Consider the following 17,559-nt stretch of genomic DNA (forward strand, 5'->3'; position numbering starts at 1 on the left):
GCCACCGGACCACGGCGATCGAGGCCGGCTCGTGCCATGGCTATGCGGCTTGCGACGATGACGAGGGAACGCTTTCCGCGCCGGTGGCATCCGTTCCACCCGAGGCTGCGCGGTTGCGTTCCACGATATCAAGCAGTTCGCCATTCGCATCGGCCCAGTCATATAGCGCCAGCAATGGCTCGACAAAGCGCCGCCCCAGATCGGTAAGCGCGTATTCGACCGCGGGCGGCACGACCTGATGCACCGTCCTCGAAATCAACTGGTCCCCTTCCAGTTCGCGCAGGGTCTGCGTCAGCATTTTCTTCGAGATGCCAGGCATGCTGCGCTGTAACTGTCCGGTTCGCAGCGGACCGAAGCTGAGAACGTAAATCACCATCGATGTCCACTTCGGCGTGAGCAGCATGTGGATGCGACGCGGCGGGCAGGTTTCGCTGACGACCAGCGGGTTGACGGGATGCCGGGCGGCGGAAGCGTTCATGGTTACCTTCAGGTGTCTATGTTCCAAAAAGGTGCCTAATTTACAGGAAAGACCTAATGGACGAACATCACCCGCCATCAACACATCAACGCCAGTTCCAAGGGGCGGCTACAAAGGAAAATCACCGTGAACACCCAAGCAAGCATGCGCGCACTCGTTCTCAACGACTATGCCGAAGGCAGATTCATCGACACCCAGGTTCCCCGGCCGACGCCAAAGGCTGGCGAAGTCCTGGTCAGGATCTTCGCCAGCGGCGTCAATCCGATCGACCACAAGATCCGTACGGGCGTGGCTCCCTACGCGATGCCTGAACTGCCCGCAATCATCGGCACGGACCTGGCAGGCGTGGTCGTCGATGTTGGCGATGGCGTGACCGACTTCAAGCCCGGCGATGAGGTGTATGGGCTGACCGGCGGCGTGCGCGGCCTCCCGGGAACGCTGGCCGAATATGCCGCTGTCGACGCGCGCCTGCTTGCTCCCAAGCCCGCGAACCTCAGCATGCGCGAGGCAGCGGCATTGCCGCTTGTTTTCCTGACTGCATGGGAAGGCCTGGTCGACCGCGCGGGTGTGCATGGCGGACAGCGGGTATTGGTCCAGGGCGGCGCTGGCGGCGTCGGTCATGTGGCGGTACAGATCGCACGCGCATTCGGCGCCGATGTGTACGCCACCGCATCCGCAGCCAAGCATGGCGTCATTGAAGCTTATGGCGCGACGCCCATCGATTACCACGCAGCCAGGGTCGCGGACTATGTGGGCAAGTACGCCGATGGCATCGGCTTCGATATCGTCTACGACACGGTCGGCGGACCAACCCTGGATGATTCGCTGGTGGCCACCAAGCCCTATGGCCACGTTCTCAGCTGCGCCGCGTTCCGCACGCATAACCTGGCGCCCGGTGCGTTGCGCTGCGTAACCCTGTCCGGCATCTTCGTGCTGCTGCCGATGCTGAGCGGTGAAGGCCGTGCCCATCATGGCGAGATCCTGCGCGAAGCCACGCGCCTCGCGGAAGCCGGCAAGCTCAAGCCCCTGGTGGACCAGCAACGCTATGCCCTGTCCGATGCGCACGCTGCGCATGACGCGCAGGCAGCGGGCAAGGCGCTTGGCAAGATCGTCATCGACGTCGTCTCCTGATCAACGAGCGCGACTGCGCCGTGTGCGGAGCGGGTGGTGATGCTGAATCGCTGTCACCGCCTGCTTCGCATGCGCATTGCTTCGGCCCCATCTGTTCGATCCGGGACAACAACTGCGCGCTTTGCGGATATCAAGGGCATTTTTCTGCAGCCATGATGTCCGACATCGAATCGAACGCACGCCTGTTCGAATGCAAACCGGAGAAAAGTCATGCAAAGAACCGCTTTGGTCGTCGGTGTCAGCGGCATCGCCGGAAGCCATGTCGCACGTCAACTCGTTGCCGATGGATGGGATGTTTACGGGTTGGCGCGACGTCCGCAAGCCGATCTGGGCGCCGTGAAGCCCGTGGCCGCCGATCTGCTGGATACGGAAAGCCTGAAGAACGCACTGGCCGATGTATCCCCGACGCATGTGTTCATCACCACCTGGATGCGCAATGCCACCGAGGCCGAGAATATTCGCGTCAATGCCGCCATGGTTCGCAACCTGCTTGATGCCTTGTCGTCGAAGAAAACCGTGCGTCACGTCGCACTGGTCACGGGATTGAAGCACTACCTCGGCCCTTTCGAGGCCTATGCGCAATCCGGCACCTTGCCGGAAACGCCGTTGCGGGAAAGCCAGCCGCGCCTTCCCGTCGAAAATTTCTACTATGCGCAGGAGGACGAGGTATATGCCGCCGCGGAACGCGACCGCTACACCTGGACGATACATCGGCCACATACCGTCATCGGCATGGCGGTCGGCAATGCAATGAATCTCGGCACGACCCTGGCCGTGTATGCATCGATCTGCAGGGAGACTGGCCGCGTCTTTCAGTTCCCCGGCTCGGAAGCCCAATGGAACGGGCTGTCCGACGTCACCGATGCGCGCATGCTGGCAAGGCAACTGGTATGGGCGGCCGACACCGATGCGGCGCGCAACGAGGCTTTCAATATCGTGAATGGCGACGTGTTCCGCTGGAATTGGCTGTGGTACAAGCTGGCCGCATGGTTCGGCGTTCAGGCCGCCGGCTTCAGCGGCACGATGCAGCCACTGGAAACGAGCATGCAGAACGATCATGCGCTGTGGCGTGAGATTGCACAGCGTCACGGACTGGTTGAAGCCGATCTCGATCGCCTGGCGTCGCCCTGGCATACCGACCTTGATCTCGGCCGGCCGATTGAAGTCATGACCGACATGGCAAAGAGCCGCAAGCTTGGCTTTCTCTCGTACCAGGCCACTGACGAATCGTTCTTCGATTTGTTTGCGCGACTGCGGGCTGCACGATTGATCCCGTGATCGCAGCGACACCTCGTACGCAAGCGCAGTCCCAGGACCAGGATGCAGTCTGCGGCATCAGGCGCATGTCGGCGCAGGAGGATGCGCCGGGACATGGCCTGATCGCCGCCGCAATGCCGCGCTAGCGCATGATCTCCAGCACCGTGACATGCCCTTCCCCGGCGTTCCAGGTACGGCCGGCGATGGGTTCACCGTTGAACTCCGCTTCGATGGAACGCGGCGCGCTTTCCTGCAGCAGCAGCTTGCTGGTGGCAAGCATCGCGCCGTGCGGCGGCAGACCCGGCGGCTGACGTCCGTCGAACAGCATGCGGTCGCGGCCAGCATCGAGATAGCCGCGCGGTCGCGTCAGCAGCACGATCTGCCGCGCCTGGCGATCACTTTCGGCAATGCGCTCGGGCCTGAGCATGACGACGTTGCTGCTGCGCGGAAAACCCGAGCGGTAGACATGCGTGGTGGCATAGCCAGGCGCTGTGATCACAAACTCATACGGCGTGCCGGGCTGCGCCGCGAAAGGCCCCCAACGGCCATCGGCACCTATCGTCTGGCCATGCATCGCCGGCCCGGTGCGCGCGCCGGCATCGGCAGCATGCGCCGGACGTACCTGGTAGATCTCCAGCCGGGCGCCGCGCAGCGGCAGGTTGTCGGCGTAATTGCCCGATGCCGGATCGAGCGGATCGGCGCCCAGGCCGGTGACCATGCCGGAAAGCTGTACCGCCTTTTCGCTGGTGATCGCGGCTGTGGCTGGCGCCTTGCCTGTCAGGAAGCGCCATGTGGCCTCGAAAGCGGGCGCGCTGTACGAGGTTTCACGGTGATCGATGCCGGGGATGACGATATTTTCCGCACCCCGCAATTCGGGGCCGGCGACAGTCACGCCGGTCGGCTTGCCGCCACCTGCCGGCCAGGCGCCATCCGGCTGCGCATACTTGTCATTGCTGTCCGAGCGTATCGTCATCCAGCGCGTGGGCCCGACCACTTCATCCCCCGCCGCGTTCTTCGGCGCATTCAGCATGCGCAGAAAGGGGCCGGTGCCGGCGAACTCGCTCGCTTCCCTCACGCCCGGCGTGGACCATACGCCGTGGTTCGGCGTGCCGCCCAGTACGGCGGCCGATACCGGCGCGGCGCCGCGCGCATCGGTCATGCTCTGCACATAGCTGCGTATCGCATAGCCGCCGCGGGAATTGCCGATCAGGATGACCTTGCCTGCGCCGCTGTCGCGCATCACGCTGTCGATTTCCCTGGCCAGGTAATCGCGGTACTCGGCGGAAGAAGTGCGGCCCGCCTGCGGCTTGCCATCGTCATCACGCGCCAGCGGATATGGAAGGTTGATTGCATGCAGCCTGTTGCGCGGCCACCCATTGCTTTCAAAGCGCCAGATCGTGGTTTGCCACAGGCCGGCATTGTCGCCATTGCCGTGCACGAAGACGATGGGAAGCGCGTCTGCATAGCCCGGGTCGCCCGAAGGAAATGTGGAACAGCTGCTCAGGAGTGCGGCAGCGGCAAGGCCGCCGAGTAAGCGCAGGGAAAGCATGTGTCTCCGTTGTTGTTTTGTTGGGGGAAACGCGAAGGTACATCATCGTCACGAAGCGCACCAGCCATGATGCGGTACCTGCGCTGGTGGGGAATACGGCTGAAGACGGCAAGCTGTTTTCATCTGCGGCTCGATACAGGCATGCGCCAGGCAACGGTTGCGCCGGAATAGCGTCTTCACAAGACTATCCATGTTCGTGCAGCCGCCCTTTCAGGAGGGCAATGCGCGCGCCAAAGACATGCGACCAAGGGCCAATGGCCGCGCGACCACCGGTCTGGCAAGATGAAGCGCGACGATAGCCCTTGTGCCGAGCCGATGAGGCCGGCACCTTCTCATGGAGCGTCCATCATGATGCGGCCATTCCCCTGCCCGAAACTGTTCCTGGTGTTCATCGTTATGCTCGCCTCCATGGCCGGCACAAGCCAGGCTATCGCGAAGTCGGATGAAGCGGTGGTGCAGAACAGCCGGGCCGCACTGGAAACCCTGTACAGCACGACTCCCGCGGCCCGGACGGTCGCGAAGCAGGCCAAAGGCATCCTGGTGTTCCCGAGCATCTACAAGGCCGGCTTCGTCGTCGGCGCGCAGGGGGGTAACGGCGTGCTGTTTGAAGACGGCAAGGTAACCGGACACTACAACACCTCGGGCTTGTCCTACGGTCTGCAGGCAGGGGCGCAGAAGTATGGCTATGCGCTGTTCTTCATCAGCCAGTCCGCGCTGGATAATCTGAAGTCCAGCGCCGGCTTCGAGCTCGGAACCGGCCCGAGCATTGTCATCGTGGACGCCGGTGCGGCGAAGTCGCTGACCAACAAGACGCTGCGCAACGATATCTACGCCTTCATTTTCAGCCAGAAGGGGCTCATGGCCGGCATAGGCCTGCAGGGTACGAAAGTCACCAGGCTCAATCAGTGAGCCTTGCGCCCGCGCTGGCCTGGCAAGGGATCCCGGTTGCGCGCGGATCGCGTTCATCGACATCGAAGGCGAGGATCTCCGAGTCCCGGTCGACGCAGGAAACGCGCGTGGTTGGTCATTGGAGCCGATCGGAAGGTATTGAAGAGCCGAGCGAAGGCATGGGTCAGATGCGATGTGCTTTGATTGAATTGACGGACGCCATACCTGAGGGAACAAGCAGATGTCATCAGAACCGCCGGCTGGCACCATCACAGCCATCGTGGTTGCCATAGCGAGCCTGGGCTTTGCCGGGTATCAAGTCCAACGCGCTGGCGAACTGGCCAGGATTGCGGCCGAGGCGCATCTCCATGCCGATGCCACGCAGCGACAATACCTTTCCTCTCTGGAGCACCGTATAGCGCGCCTGGAGGAAGAAGGGATTCAGGGCGACGACAACTACGACCACGATCCCATAGCTCAGGACCCGGACAAGGCAACCGCATATCAGCAAGGCATGTTGCAGGCGGCACAGCGCCACGCAAAACGCCTGTCCGGTGCCGCAGGACGCTGCCCGGCGTGCACGCCGCATGCCATGCCTCGCTGACCCACAGGACGCCGCGCCACCTTTAAGGTTGCGATGGCTGCTTCCGTTTTCGCTGCAAGCGCTTATCTTCTCCTGATGCAATTCCGGTATGGGGCGACTTTGCTGCCCATCCCAAACGACAACAGACCGTTGTGCGTGGCGGACCCACGCTGGGCACAAGGGAAGTGCTGCAGGGGCAAACCGGCGTGGGCAAGTCCTCGCTTGCGCTGCAGTATGCGATTGCCGGGTCGAAAAGAAGCGAGCCTGTCGCCTGCTTTTCGTTCGATGAAATCCTGAATACGCTCTATGACCGAGCCCGGGGACTCAACATCGAAGCGCAGCATGCTGAGCCGCGCGACCGCCAGGGCGCAATATCGTTTCACCTAAGCCCTTGCGTCGTGCATCAACGGCAGCAGTTCACCGGACCGCGCGACTACTTCACGTCATGCGACAGAGCCACACTATCTACGTCTCTTCAGACCCAAGGCACCTTTCAGGGGGTGCTCCAGATTGATTGATCCGTATCGTATCGCCAGGCTTCACCAACACCTCAATGACTGCATCCTCTTTGAAGTCGCCACTATCCGGCACCTTGACTGCAATGTGTCCCATCCTTTTTGCGCCCGCTCCTACACCGCAGTCGATATGGGCTTGGTGATATCAAGGCCCAGTGTTTCAGCACAGCGTTTCAAGTGTTCCGCTTCTTTGGCCATCGGCAGCTCGCTCAGGGCGGCAAAAGCGATCCACTTCGCATCCACTTCGAAGAAGTCCCGCAGATTGGCTCGTGTATCGCTACGACCAAACCCATCGGTGCCCAAGGTCACGTATCGCGCCGGGACATAGGCACGGATGCCTTCCGGCAGGTTGCGTACATAGTCGCTGGCAGCGACGACGGGCGCGGTGCTGCCGGCCAGCTGCCGGGTGACATAGGGAGCTTCGGATGAAGAGGTGATGCGCTGTCTGCGTTCGGCGGCGATGCCGTCACGAGCCAGCTCCGAGTAACTTGTCACGCTCCATACTTCAGCGCGGACCCCGAAGTGATCCCTGAGCAAGGCCGCGGCTGCGATGGCTTCCTTGAGGATCGGACCTGACGCCAGCAGTCTTACATCGGCTTGGTCATCAGCCTGCAGACAGTACATGCCGCGCCGTATCCCGTCTTCAACGCCGACCGGCATTCCGGGCTGGGCTTCGTTTTCGTTGGTGACGGTGACGTAGTAAAAAACATCCTTCTGCTTGTCCAGCATGCGCTCCATGCCATCCTGGACAATCACAGCCAATTCATACGCATAGGCCGGATCGTAGGCAATGCAGTTTGGCACGGTCGCCGCAATCAAATGGCTGGACCCGTCCTGGTGTTGCAGGCCCTCGCCGGCCAGCGTGGTACGCCCTGATGTTGCGCCTATCAGGAATCCTCGCGCACGCTGATCAGCCGCGGCCCAGATAAGGTCACCGATACGCTGGAAGCCAAACATCGAGTAATAAATATAGAACGGCAGCATCGGCAGACCGTGCACAGAGTAGCTGGTTGCTGCTGCTGTCCATGAAGAGATGGCGCCCGCCTCCGAGATCCCTTCCTCAAGAATCTGTCCATCTCGGGCCTCACGGTAATACAGGATGGATCCGATGTCTTCCGGCTGGTACAGCTGGCCTTGAGAAGAGTAGATGCCAACCTGCCGGAATAGATTCGCCATGCCGAAGGTCCTGGCTTCATCTGCGACGATGGGCACGATATGTCTTCCAATACCGCCATCCTTCAGCAAGGCGCCCATCATGCGCACGAGTGCCATGGTGGTCGACATCTCCTTGCCGTCCGCTTCGAGTGCGAACCTGGCATAGGACGCCATGTCAGGAACGTCCAGCTTTACCCGTGACACGGTACGGCGCGGCATGAACCCGCCCAAAGCCGCGCGACGTTGATGAAGGTGCCGCATTTCGGCACTGTCTTCCGCAGGCTTGTAGAAGGCCAGGGCTTCGCATTGCGCATCCGAAATCGGCAGGCGAAAACGGTCACGGAATTGGAGCAGCGTATCCGTGTCAAGCTTCTTCTGCTGGTGCGTGGTCATCTTCCCTTGACCCGCGGTGCCCATGCCGTATCCCTTTTTCGTCTGCGCGAGAATGACGGTCGGCTGACCGCGGTGGCTCGCTGCGGCATGGTAAGCGGCATGGATTTTCTTCATGTCATGACCGCCTCGCCGCAGGCCATCGATCTCTTCGTCGGTCAAGCTCTCTCCGAGCTCCGTCAGCGCCGGCGTCTGCCCAAAGAAATGCTCGCGATTGAACGCGCCATTGTTGGCCGCGAAGGTCTGCAGCTGACCATCCACCGTGCGGTTGAGCGCGGCAACGAGTTCTCCTGTCTTATCGCGCGCAAACAACGGATCCCAGTCCGCGCCCCACAGCAGCTTGATGACGTTCCACCCCGCTCCTTCGAACAGGGTTTCAAGCTCATCCACGATATGGCTGTTGCCGCGCACCGGACCATCGAGGCGCTGAAGATTGCAATTCACGACGAACACGAGATTATCGAGACCCTCTCGTGCGGCCAGGCTCAGCGCGGCCAAAGACTCGGGTTCGTCCATCTCGCCGTCGCCAAACACGCCCCACACTTTCCGATCCTGGGCAGCGATCAGTCCGCGCTGCTCGAGATAGCGCATGAATCGCGCCTGGTAGATCGAGCTGATCGGCCCCAGCCCCATGGACCCGGTGGGGAACTGCCAGAAGTTTTCCATCAGCCAGGGATGCGGGTAAGACGAAAGACCGCAGGCGCCATGCTTCCTGGCTTCGATTTCCTGTCGATAGAACCCGAGTTCGGTTTCTGTCAGCGTGCCTTCAAGGAAGGCGCGTGCATAGATACCTGGAGCGGAATGCGCCTGGAAATAGACAAGGTCACCGCCGAATTCATCGGTACGAGCGCGAAAGAAATGGTTGAAGCCAACCTCAAACAAGTCCGCCGCGGAGGCATAGCTGGCAATATGGCCGCCGAGTTCACCGTAGGCACGATTCGCTCGCACCACCATGGCAAGCGCATTCCATCGCATCAGGCTGGCGAGATGCTGCTCCATAGCAAGCGCATCGATTCCTCCTGGGAAAGGCGGCTCGTCTTCGGAACGTATCGTGTTGATATAGGGCGTGTTGCGCGCGTCCCGCCATTTGACGCCCATTTGCCGTGCAGTCGCACTTAGTCGCGAGAGCAGGAAGCGGGCACGCTCAGGTCCAGCATGCTGAATGACGGATTGAAGGGACTCGATCCACTCATTGGTTTCGGTGATGTCGTCGTCATGCTCCTGGTAAAGATGCGTAGCAGATGGCATTTCCATGGTCGTCATTCCCGGCTCGTTGAGTGGACATACTGTAGGGACAAACCTGCAGAATGAGCGACCGAATTCGGGTCCTTGGGCAAGGGCAAACAGCATAAAATGCTGCCACCAAGGCCGAAGACAGACTTTTAAACCATGATCCGATTAGACCCCGTAGATCTGCGCATTCTGCAAGCCTTGCAGGAGGACTCCAGCCTCAGCAATGTTGAGCTCGCCAGGAAAGTCAACCTGTCCGCTTCACCGACGCTGGCGAGAGTGAAACATCTCGAAGCCAGCAAAGTCATTGCACGATATGTGGCTTTGGTCGACCCGCCCATGCTCGGACTCAAGGTCAATGTATTTATTCAGGTAAGTCTGGAGAAGCAGGAATCAGGCGCACTCGCCCTGTTTGAAAAGGCAGTGAGTCACTTCGATGAAGTGATGGAGGTCTATCTGATGACGGGAGATGCAGATTACCTTCTCAGGATCGTCGTGCCCGATATCCAGGCACTGGAAAGTTTTATCCTGAACCATCTGACAAAAATTCCAGGCATAAAGAACATACGATCCAGCTTTGCGTTAAAGCAGGTCAAATACAAGACCGCACTACCGATCAGTTCTTGATACCCGAGCAACGCGTCCTTTGAACTCGACGTATCCGCCTTCCTTGAACATCTGAAGGCCGCGTTCCCGCAGCGAATGCCGGATGAACTGGCGGCCTATATCGCCGGTGCGCGTGTAATGTCAGTCGCAGTCGCCGCCTCAGTGCGTATGAAATCGACGAAGGCGCGCAATGGCGCCGGCAGCAGGCGCCGTCCGGGATAGTAGAGAAACGGACCGGAAAAACGCGGCCACCACGACTCCAGCACCGGTTCGAGCAGGCCCTGGTCGATATAGGGTCGCAGCCAGTCCTCGAACAGGTAGACGATGCCGGTGCCGGCCAGGGCGACGTCCACCGTCAGGTCGATGGCGCCGCCCACTTGTACCAACAGCGGGCCGGACGGATCGATCGTCACCGTTTCGCCATCGCGTTCGAAGCTCCAGCGGATCATCGCGCCGCTGGCGAAGCGTGCGCGCATGCAGGTGTGGTCGAGCAGTTCGCGCGGATGCGTCGGTCGGCCGCGGCGTTCCAGATAGCCCGGCGCCGCGGCGGCCGCCATGCGCTGCATGCGCGGCCCGATCGGCACGGCGACCATGTCCTGCTCCAGTCTTTCTTCATAACGAATGCCGGCATCGCAACCGGCCGCCAGCACGTCGACGAAGCTTTCGTCGGCAATCACTTCGAGGCGGATCTCCGGATAGGCGGCCAGAAAACGCGGCACGATGGCGGGCAGCACGAGCCGGGCCGCGCTGACCGGCACGTTCAGGCGCAGCGTTCCGGTGGGGGTATCGCGGAAGCCATTGACCACGTCGAGCGCGCTGTCGATTTCATCGAGTACCGGGTCCAGGCGCGCAAGCAGGCTGGCGCCGGCTTCCGTCGGTACGACGCTACGCGTGGTGCGGTTGAGCAAGCGCACGCCGAGCCTGGCTTCGAGGCGTCGCACCGCTTCGCTCAGGCCCGACGCACTGGTGCCCGCCACCCGGGCAGCGTCACGAAAACCCCTGGCGCGGGCAACGGCGACGAAGGCGGATAAATCACCCAGTTCAACTTTCATTGCTGCCTCCCTTGGCGAAATGCCCATTGTTCGTTTTCCCGCACAACCTGTCAAAACTATACCGGATTGTCCTGTAATCGAACCGGACTTATTGTGATTGCATTATTAACGCACCGGAGAATTCCATGCCCACCATCGATCACGCAGGCAGCCATCCGCTTGGTCATCGCAACGTTCGACGCCTCGGCTATGGCGCCATGCAGCTCGCCGGCCCCGGCGTATTCGGCCCGCCGCGCGACCCCGAAGCGGCCCGCGCCGTGCTGCGCGAGGCCGTGGCGCTCGGCGTCAACCATATCGACACCTCGGATTTCTATGGTCCGCACATCACGAATCAACTCATCCGCGCCGCGCTGCATCCCTATGCCGACGATCTTGTGCTGGTCACCAAGGTGGGCGCCCGCCGCGACGCTGAAGGCGCCTGGCTGCCGGCATGCTCAGCGGAAGAACTGCGCCAGGCGGTCCACGACAATCTGCGCAATCTCGGGCTGGACGTGGTCGACGTGGTCAATCTGCGCAGCATGCTCGATGTGCATGGCCCGGCGGAAGGTTCGCTGGAAGCGCCGCTGGCGGCGCTGGCCGAACTGAGGCAGCAGGGACTCATCCGGCACATCGGCCTGAGCAATGTGACGATGCGGCAGGTGGAAGAAGCGCGGCGCATCGTGCCCATCGCCTGCGTGCAGAACATGTACAACCTGGTCCATCGCCACGATGACGCCATGATCGATGCGCTGGCCCGCGACGGCATTCCGTACGTGCCCTTCTTCCCGCTGGGCGGCTTCTCGCCGCTGCAGTCGGACGCCTTGTCCGCGGTTGCCAACGACCTGGGGTCAACGCCGATGCAGGTGGCAATCGCATGGCTGCTGCAGCGTTCGAAGAACATCCTGCTGATTCCAGGCACCTCGTCCATCGCGCATCTGCGGCAGAACATCGCAGCCGCAGAACTGGTCCTGCCGCAAGAGGCTATCGAAAGACTCGAGCGTATTGCTAATCCGGCCAGCGAAGGCTGAGCCGGGACGGAGTCGTTCATGGGCGGCGCAGGCTTCGGCCGCCCGCCCTGCGGCCGGAACGGAATCGCTCGGCGGCGTGCAGAGCGGCGCAAACCTCGGCCAATGGCGCTGCAATGGAATCCGGCACTCGGTGCCCCAGCGCACAGACTTGCGCCTCCCATGCCGACGACCATAGCGCCGAGCTACGCATAGTTGAGTCGGGCCGTGATGTTTCGCCGCGTGCGCATGGCGCCGGACCTGACACTGGCGTTGCCACGTGTGACCCGATTTCCGCGAATCGGACACGCCATGTCACCCGCAGCGTTATGCATCGCCCTGCAACGCTGAATCCGTTCCGAGTACTCGCCCATGCTGCACATCCTCGAAGAGATTTCTCTTCATCCGAATGATCCGTCCATCGATGCGCTGGTGCGTCTGGTCTCGGCTCTGCGTGCGCAGGCCACGCCGCGCGATCCCGGCTCGCCGGTGCGCCAGTTGACGGCGCTGCTGCGCGCCCATGGCAGCCATGCCGCCAGCCTCAGGCATTACCTGCTGCTGCTGGTGTCATCGCGCCGTCAGACCAGCGTCTACACCGACACCGGCATCTTGCCCAGCGATGGCTTCTTCACCGAGCTTTCCCGGCGCATCTTCTACCGCCTGCTGCCGCCGGCGCTGGACGATGTCTACCTGCAGGACTGCCTGCAGCGCATCCTGCCGCGTCATGACGACCACATCTGGATCGCCGCGGTGCCCGCGCAGGACTGGCTGGACCTACATCAGGCGCTCGCCGCCGCGCCGCCGCCGGCCGGCGTGCCGCCGCTCGAACATGCGGCGCGAGATAACGGCCTGGAATTGATCGAAGCGATGCAGACGCTCGCACAGCGCATCACGGCGATGGGACTGGAGCCGGAGCTGATCCGCGCGCATCCGGAGCTGGAGGAATTCGGATCGCCTTTCCTGATGCTGAACGTGGAGATGCATCGCTACCTGGAAGGCATGCGGCAGTGGCTGGACGGCGGAGTGCAGCCGCAGGACGACGCCAGCCAGGCGCTGGTGATGCTGGACCAGTGCGAAGACGTGATCGCAAAGATCCGGCGCAAGGCAGCCAGGGAAGGCATCAGCGTTGCGCTCACCTATCTGCTGGTGCGCATGTCGCAGAGCATCGAGCGGCTGGCGCGTCTGCTGGAGCTGTCGGATATCCGCGCAGAGCCAGCGCCCGACGCGGTGCTGGACCTGGGACTGCAGCTCGTGCGCGGGCACTGCCAGCGGTATGCGATGCGGCCATTGGTCGCCTCGAACGTCGATCTGCTGGCGAAGAACGTCACCGAAAACGCCAGCCGCACGGGCGGCCACTACATCGCCGAGAACCGCGGCGAATACCGGGAAATGCTGTCGAGCTCGGCCGGCGCCGGCGTGATCATCGCCTTCATGGCGCTGTTCAAGATACTGCTCGGCACGCTGCGCGCCGCGCCGCTGGTGGAGTCGCTGCTCTTCGGCCTGAATTACGCGTTCGGCTTCATGCTGATCCATGTGCTGCATTTCACGGTGGCGACCAAGCAGCCGGCGATGACGGCTTCGCGCATCGCCACCGGATTGCATAGCCAGGACGGCGGCAGCATTGATACCGACGGCCTGGCCGCGATGATCCAGAGCGTGATACGCACGCAGCTGGTTGCGGTGATCGGCAATTTGCTGACCGTGATTCCGGTCGCATTCCTGCTATCCCGCGCGTGGCACAGAGTCTTCGGCACCGAACTGATTTCCGTGGAAAAGGCGCAGCATCTGCTGCACGACATCGATCCGCTGGCGAGCCTGGCGGTGCCGCACGCGGCGCTGGCCGGCATCTGCCTGTTCCTGTCCGGCGTGATTTCCGGCTATTACGACAACAAGGCTTCCTACACCCGCATGGCGGCCCGTATCGAGCGTCTGCGCTGGCTGCGCAGGCTGTTCGGCGAGCGCCGACGCGAGCGCATTGCCCGCTATGTGGAAGCCAACCTCGGCGGCCTGATGGGCAACTTCTTCTTCGGATTTCTGCTGGTGTCCGTGGGGATGGCGGGCATGCTGCTCGGCCTGCCGCTCGATGTGCGTCATGTGACGCTGTCAGCAAGCTATTTCGCCTTTGCGGTTTCAACACTGGGCGGCATCGATCCGTCCGCGCTGTGGCGATGTGTGGCCGGCATCGGCGCCATCGGCATTACCAATCTGGTGGTCAGCTTTGGCCTGGCGCTGTTCGTCGCCCTGCGCGCGCGACAGGTGCGCTTTCGTCAGGGCGGGAAACTGATGCTCAGCCTGTTGCGCCTGCTGCGCACGCGGCCGTTGGGTTTCCTGCTGCCACCGCGGGATATGCCGGCGCAGAACACGGCTTCCTGAAGCCGAGCAATCCCTACAGCAAGGCCGCCGGCGCCGGCAAGGCGCCGGCCAGCCACGCCGACAGATAGGCTTCCACCGCATCCACCGGCATCGGCTCCGCGAACAGATAGCCCTGCCCTTCGTCGCAGGCGGTACGGCACAGGAACTCGAGGACTTCCGGCGACTCCACGCCCTCCGCGACCACCGCCAGCCCCAGCGCATGCGCCATATCGACGAAGGCCTTGATGAATGCCACATTGCTGATGCCTTCGTCCTGCTGCACCAGGAAGGAGCGATCGAGCTTGAGCACATCCAGCGGGAAGCGTCGAAGGTAGGCAAGGTTCGAGTAACCGGTGCCGAAGTCGTCGACCGCAATCGCCACGCCCAGGGCTTTGAGCTCCTTCAGCAGACTGGCGGAGCGATCGAGATCTTCGATCAGGGTGCTTTCCGTGAGCTCGAGCTCCAGCAGCTGCGCATCCATTGCGCCTGCGCGCAAAGCCGCGCTGACCCTGTCGGCGAAATCCGGCGCCTGCAACTGCCGCGCCGACACATTGACCGAGATGCGCAGCGGCCTGCCCAGCCTGCGCATCAGCGCCGCACCCTGCATGCACGCTTCTTCCAACGCCCACATGCCTATCGTTTCGATCAGTCCGGATTCTTCGGCGATGCCGATGAATTCGGCCGGCGGCACGGTGCCGAATTCCGGATGCTTCCAGCGCAGCAGCGCTTCCATGCCGCTGATCTCCAGCGTTTGCAGATTGATGCGTGGCTGGAAATGCAGCGCGAATTCATTGCGCCGCAGCGCGTGGCGCAGCGCGACATCCAGCGTCATGCGCGTCTTGACCTGCACGCTCATGTCAGGCTCGAAGAAGCGGTACGCATTGCGCCTGGCCGCCTTGGCGCGGTACATCGCGGTGTCCGCATTCTGGAACAGCAGTTCCTTGCCGTGACCGTCGTCGGGGAAGACGCTGATGCCTATCGATGCGGTCACGTGAAGTTCATGCCCGGCGATATTGACTGGCTCCGCAAGCGAGTCCAGCAGCGCCCGGGCGACAGCCGCGCCCGCTTCCCGTGGCGCCTCGCAGGGAACGACGATCACGAATTCATCGCCGCCCAGCCGCACCATCAGGTCTTCCTCGCGCAAGGGCGTGCGCAGCCGCCGCGCAACTTCGCGCAGCAGCAGATCGCCAGCCTCGTGCCCGAAGGAGTCGTTGACTTCCTTGAAGCGGTCCAGGTCGATGAACATCACTGCGAACGGCACGCTGGCCCCGTCGCGACCCAGCATCCCTTCCACATGCGCATGCAGGTAGGCGCGATTCGGCAAGCCGGTCAGCGAATCGTGCGTGGCCAGATGCTGCATATGCATTTCGGACTGCTTGCGGTTGGTGATATCGGTCAGGAAGGCGGTGAAGGAGAGCGCGCGGCCGTCGCCATCGCGTTCGATGCGCCCGTTGAACAGCACCGGCACTTCATGGCCGTCCTGGTGATGGATCGCCACCTCGAGCGCATGCGCGACATCGTCGCTGTGCCTGCCGAACAGCGCTTCCTGCCATGGACAACCCGGGAACAATTGGTCCAGCGGCTGGCCGACCAGGTCTTCCCGCGCATAACCGGCAATCTGGCACAGGGCGATATTGACGTCGACGATGCAGGAATCGGCGGCGCACCGCAGGTAGCCGGCGGGCGTGAGCTGGATCACATCGCGCAGCCTGGACTCGCTCTGGCGCACGGCAAGCTCGGCCACGCGCCGGGCCGAGATGTCATAGAAAGACACCAGCAGGCCGTCGGCATTCGGATACGCGCGCACCTCGATCCAGGCCTTCACCACGGGCGAATAGGCTTCAAAAAAGACGGGCTGACGGTTTTCCATCGCGCGCCGATAGAAATCGGCCGTCGGTGAATTGCGGATTTGCGGTACGACTTCCCACAATGTTTTTCCAAGCGCGTCTTCCCGATCGGCGCCCGCCAAATTGGCTGCCTTGCTATTCACATATTTAATGCGCCAATGTTTATCGATCGCAAAAAACGCATCACCTATGCTTTCCAGCATCGACGCGATTTCATCGCGTGATTGTTTCAGCGCCGCTTGCGCATTGCAGCGCTCGGTAATGTCCCGTGAAGTCAGATAAAGCAGGTTTTCCGCGGCGGACCAACGCAGGAAAGTGGATAAATGCACGATGCCGCCACGTCTCTGATTCCATCGCGCCTCGAATTCGCTGGCAAAACGTTTGTGGCGTTTGCATCCGGAAAGCGCCTCACTCCCTATTGCGGCGTCATCCGGATGGATGAATTCCAGAAAATGGCGACCCAGGAATTCACGTGCGCCGTAGCCGAGAATTTCAAAGGCGGCTTCGCTGATGCGTAAATAATTACCGTCTTCATCGAGCACAGCCATGATATCCGGCGAATTTTCGATGATGGCCGTATTTTCCCGCGCCAGGCGCGCCAGTTCATTCGTGCGTTCGACTTCATCGGTGACATCGCGCCCGGTGCCGCGATAACCGCGAAATACGCCATGCTCGAAGAACGGTGCGCCGGAAATGTTCACTACCCGCGTGGTGCCCGGCGTGCTGCCCTGCGTCCTGTAGCGCAGGTTTTCAAAGGCCTCGCGCCGTTCCACCTTGCGCAGATATTCGCGCAGCGCCGGTGCGTTCGGATCGACGGCAAGATCGATGCGCCTTTTGCCGATGAGCTGCGCCGGCGGCAGGCCGGAAGGCCTTTGTTTGCCATTCGGAAGAAAGGTAAAGCGATCCGATTCATCGGTTTCCCAATACCAGTCCGAGGAATGCGTGGTGAGATGGACGAAACGCTCTTCGCTTTTTTGCGACCTGTTCAATGCTTCAACGCTGTTGTCGGCCATGCTGCGATAGGTCGCCTCGCGTTTCAGCAAGCGTTCGGTTATGACTTTTTGTTCGGTTATGTCGATGATCGCACCTTCATAACCGCAAAAACCGCCTTGTTCGGTGAATCGGGGCCGACCGAAAATTCTTAGCCACCGTATTTTTTTATCGGCTTCGACAATACGGAATTCAACATCATAGGCATTTCGCGAAAGGCGCGCCCTCTTGAAAACCGCCGCGACTTTAAACCTGTCCTCGGGATAAATGCATTCTTCTTCGGCATGCACTGGCGATATCCAGTTTTCCGCCCGAATTTCGTATTCCCTGGAATTCAGATAAAGGCATTTCTCATTAACGTTCGTTGCCCATACTGCGTTCTTTTCGATTCTCAGCAATTGCTCCATGCATGGAGCGGTTTTGTCATTACTGCGGCAAGGCGAGAAAATCAGATTCATATTTTTTGTGCCGCATGCGTGGCATAAAACGCAATGTATCCATGCATTTGATGTCCACATGCCGTGCAGGGCAGTCTCCGGATCGCCCGCGATTG

The 17,559-nt window shown here is 61.5% G+C and carries 14 protein-coding genes and 1 pseudogene; 9 read left to right on the plus strand and 6 right to left on the minus strand.

The features are described from left to right. Positions 1 to 40: 40 nt before the first annotated feature. Positions 41 to 478 carry a winged helix-turn-helix transcriptional regulator gene (locus JJB74_RS10340; protein ID WP_200591768.1) on the minus strand — a complete coding sequence of 146 codons (438 nt, stop codon included), beginning with the start codon at positions 476 to 478 and terminating at the stop codon, positions 41 to 43. A 144-nt stretch (positions 479 to 622) separates the two neighbouring features. On the opposite strand from JJB74_RS10340, the gene JJB74_RS10345 reads away from it, so the two are divergent. The 3 genes from JJB74_RS10345 to JJB74_RS33665 all read left to right on the plus strand — a co-directional run bounded on the left by JJB74_RS10345 (position 623) and on the right by JJB74_RS33665 (position 3,012). Then, positions 623 to 1,609, plus strand: coding sequence for a zinc-dependent alcohol dehydrogenase family protein (locus JJB74_RS10345; RefSeq protein WP_200591912.1), 987 nt, complete (start codon positions 623 to 625; stop codon positions 1,607 to 1,609). Positions 1,610 to 1,819: 210 nt separating this feature from the next. Beyond that, a complete protein-coding gene (locus JJB74_RS10350) occupies positions 1,820 to 2,887 on the plus strand; it encodes an SDR family oxidoreductase (protein ID WP_200591769.1) in 1,068 nt (355 codons plus the stop codon). Then, positions 2,884 to 3,012, plus strand: a complete 129-nt coding sequence (locus JJB74_RS33665) for a hypothetical protein (protein ID WP_267913150.1) — start codon at positions 2,884 to 2,886, stop codon at positions 3,010 to 3,012. Before JJB74_RS10350 ends, JJB74_RS33665 begins: the two co-directional genes overlap by 4 nt. Here JJB74_RS33665 and JJB74_RS10355 read toward each other — a convergent pair. Beyond that, positions 3,009 to 4,415 carry a twin-arginine translocation pathway signal gene (locus JJB74_RS10355; RefSeq protein WP_200591770.1) on the minus strand — a complete coding sequence of 469 codons (1,407 nt, stop codon included), beginning with the start codon at positions 4,413 to 4,415 and terminating at the stop codon, positions 3,009 to 3,011. The two genes, JJB74_RS33665 and JJB74_RS10355, sit on opposite strands and share 4 nt — an antisense overlap. A gap of 348 nt (positions 4,416 to 4,763) precedes the next feature. Here JJB74_RS10355 and JJB74_RS10360 point away from each other — a divergent pair, with 348 nt between their 5' ends. From JJB74_RS10360 to JJB74_RS10370, 3 genes are all read left to right on the plus strand, one after another. Beyond that, complete coding sequence (locus JJB74_RS10360; RefSeq protein ID WP_200591771.1) at positions 4,764 to 5,324, plus strand: lipid-binding SYLF domain-containing protein; 561 nt, start codon at positions 4,764 to 4,766, stop codon at positions 5,322 to 5,324. 220 nt (positions 5,325 to 5,544) lie between these two features. Beyond that, positions 5,545 to 5,907, plus strand: a complete 363-nt coding sequence (locus JJB74_RS10365; RefSeq protein ID WP_200591772.1) for a hypothetical protein — start codon at positions 5,545 to 5,547, stop codon at positions 5,905 to 5,907. Between the two features lie 185 nt (positions 5,908 to 6,092). Next, on the plus strand, positions 6,093 to 6,404 hold the full coding sequence (locus tag JJB74_RS10370) for a P-loop NTPase family protein (protein WP_200591773.1): 312 nt from the start codon (positions 6,093 to 6,095) through the stop codon (positions 6,402 to 6,404). A 111-nt stretch (positions 6,405 to 6,515) separates the two neighbouring features. Here the strand turns inward: JJB74_RS10370 and mdeB are convergent, their stop codons facing one another. Beyond that, positions 6,516 to 9,200 (minus strand): alpha-ketoglutarate dehydrogenase, encoded by a 2,685-nt coding sequence (mdeB, locus tag JJB74_RS10375; protein WP_200591913.1) that lies wholly within the window; start codon positions 9,198 to 9,200, stop codon positions 6,516 to 6,518. 138 nt (positions 9,201 to 9,338) lie between these two features. Here mdeB and JJB74_RS10380 point away from each other — a divergent pair, with 138 nt between their 5' ends. Then, on the plus strand, positions 9,339 to 9,803 hold the full coding sequence (locus JJB74_RS10380) for an Lrp/AsnC family transcriptional regulator (RefSeq protein ID WP_325170120.1): 465 nt from the start codon (positions 9,339 to 9,341) through the stop codon (positions 9,801 to 9,803). 95 nt (positions 9,804 to 9,898) lie between these two features. Here JJB74_RS10380 and JJB74_RS10385 read toward each other — a convergent pair whose 3' ends face one another. Next, complete coding sequence (locus JJB74_RS10385; protein WP_200591775.1) at positions 9,899 to 10,834, minus strand: LysR family transcriptional regulator; 936 nt, start codon at positions 10,832 to 10,834, stop codon at positions 9,899 to 9,901. A gap of 125 nt (positions 10,835 to 10,959) precedes the next feature. On the opposite strand from JJB74_RS10385, the gene JJB74_RS10390 reads away from it, so the two are divergent. Further along, positions 10,960 to 11,841 carry an aldo/keto reductase family oxidoreductase gene (locus JJB74_RS10390; RefSeq protein ID WP_200591776.1) on the plus strand — a complete coding sequence of 294 codons (882 nt, stop codon included), beginning with the start codon at positions 10,960 to 10,962 and terminating at the stop codon, positions 11,839 to 11,841. Between the two features lie 348 nt (positions 11,842 to 12,189). Then, entirely contained in the window at positions 12,190 to 14,190 is a 2,001-nt protein-coding gene (locus JJB74_RS10395) for a site-specific recombinase (protein WP_200591777.1), read from the plus strand. A 13-nt stretch (positions 14,191 to 14,203) separates the two neighbouring features. Here JJB74_RS10395 and JJB74_RS10400 read toward each other — a convergent pair whose 3' ends face one another. After that, positions 14,204 to 17,059 carry an EAL domain-containing protein gene (locus JJB74_RS10400; protein WP_234484084.1) on the minus strand — a complete coding sequence of 952 codons (2,856 nt, stop codon included), beginning with the start codon at positions 17,057 to 17,059 and terminating at the stop codon, positions 14,204 to 14,206. Between the two features lie 9 nt (positions 17,060 to 17,068). Continuing rightward, positions 17,069 to 17,524 (minus strand): annotated as a pseudogene (locus JJB74_RS34160) (PAS domain-containing protein); the annotation flags it as partial. Positions 17,525 to 17,559 lie beyond the last annotated feature (35 nt).

Origin of the sequence: Noviherbaspirillum pedocola (assembly GCF_016632335.1) — a bacterium.
GTDB classification, from domain to species: Bacteria; Pseudomonadota; Gammaproteobacteria; order Burkholderiales; family Burkholderiaceae_D; genus Noviherbaspirillum_A; species Noviherbaspirillum_A pedocola.

What these genes read in the sequence shown, in the direction of transcription:
- JJB74_RS10340 (WP_200591768.1), bottom strand. Translation starts at nt 478, where the DNA reads ATGAACGCTTCCGCCGCCCGGCATCCCGTCAACCCGCTGGTCGTCAGC.
- JJB74_RS10345 (WP_200591912.1), top strand. Translation starts at nt 623, where the DNA reads ATGCGCGCACTCGTTCTCAACGACTATGCCGAAGGCAGATTCATCGAC.
- JJB74_RS10350 (WP_200591769.1), top strand. Translation starts at nt 1,820, where the DNA reads ATGCAAAGAACCGCTTTGGTCGTCGGTGTCAGCGGCATCGCCGGAAGC.
- JJB74_RS10355 (WP_200591770.1), bottom strand. Translation starts at nt 4,415, where the DNA reads ATGCTTTCCCTGCGCTTACTCGGCGGCCTTGCCGCTGCCGCACTCCTG.
- JJB74_RS10360 (WP_200591771.1), top strand. Translation starts at nt 4,764, where the DNA reads ATGATGCGGCCATTCCCCTGCCCGAAACTGTTCCTGGTGTTCATCGTT.
- JJB74_RS10365 (WP_200591772.1), top strand. Translation starts at nt 5,545, where the DNA reads ATGTCATCAGAACCGCCGGCTGGCACCATCACAGCCATCGTGGTTGCC.
- mdeB (WP_200591913.1), bottom strand. Translation starts at nt 9,200, where the DNA reads ATGGAAATGCCATCTGCTACGCATCTTTACCAGGAGCATGACGACGAC.
- JJB74_RS10385 (WP_200591775.1), bottom strand. Translation starts at nt 10,834, where the DNA reads ATGAAAGTTGAACTGGGTGATTTATCCGCCTTCGTCGCCGTTGCCCGC.
- JJB74_RS10390 (WP_200591776.1), top strand. Translation starts at nt 10,960, where the DNA reads ATGCCCACCATCGATCACGCAGGCAGCCATCCGCTTGGTCATCGCAAC.
- JJB74_RS10395 (WP_200591777.1), top strand. Translation starts at nt 12,190, where the DNA reads ATGCTGCACATCCTCGAAGAGATTTCTCTTCATCCGAATGATCCGTCC.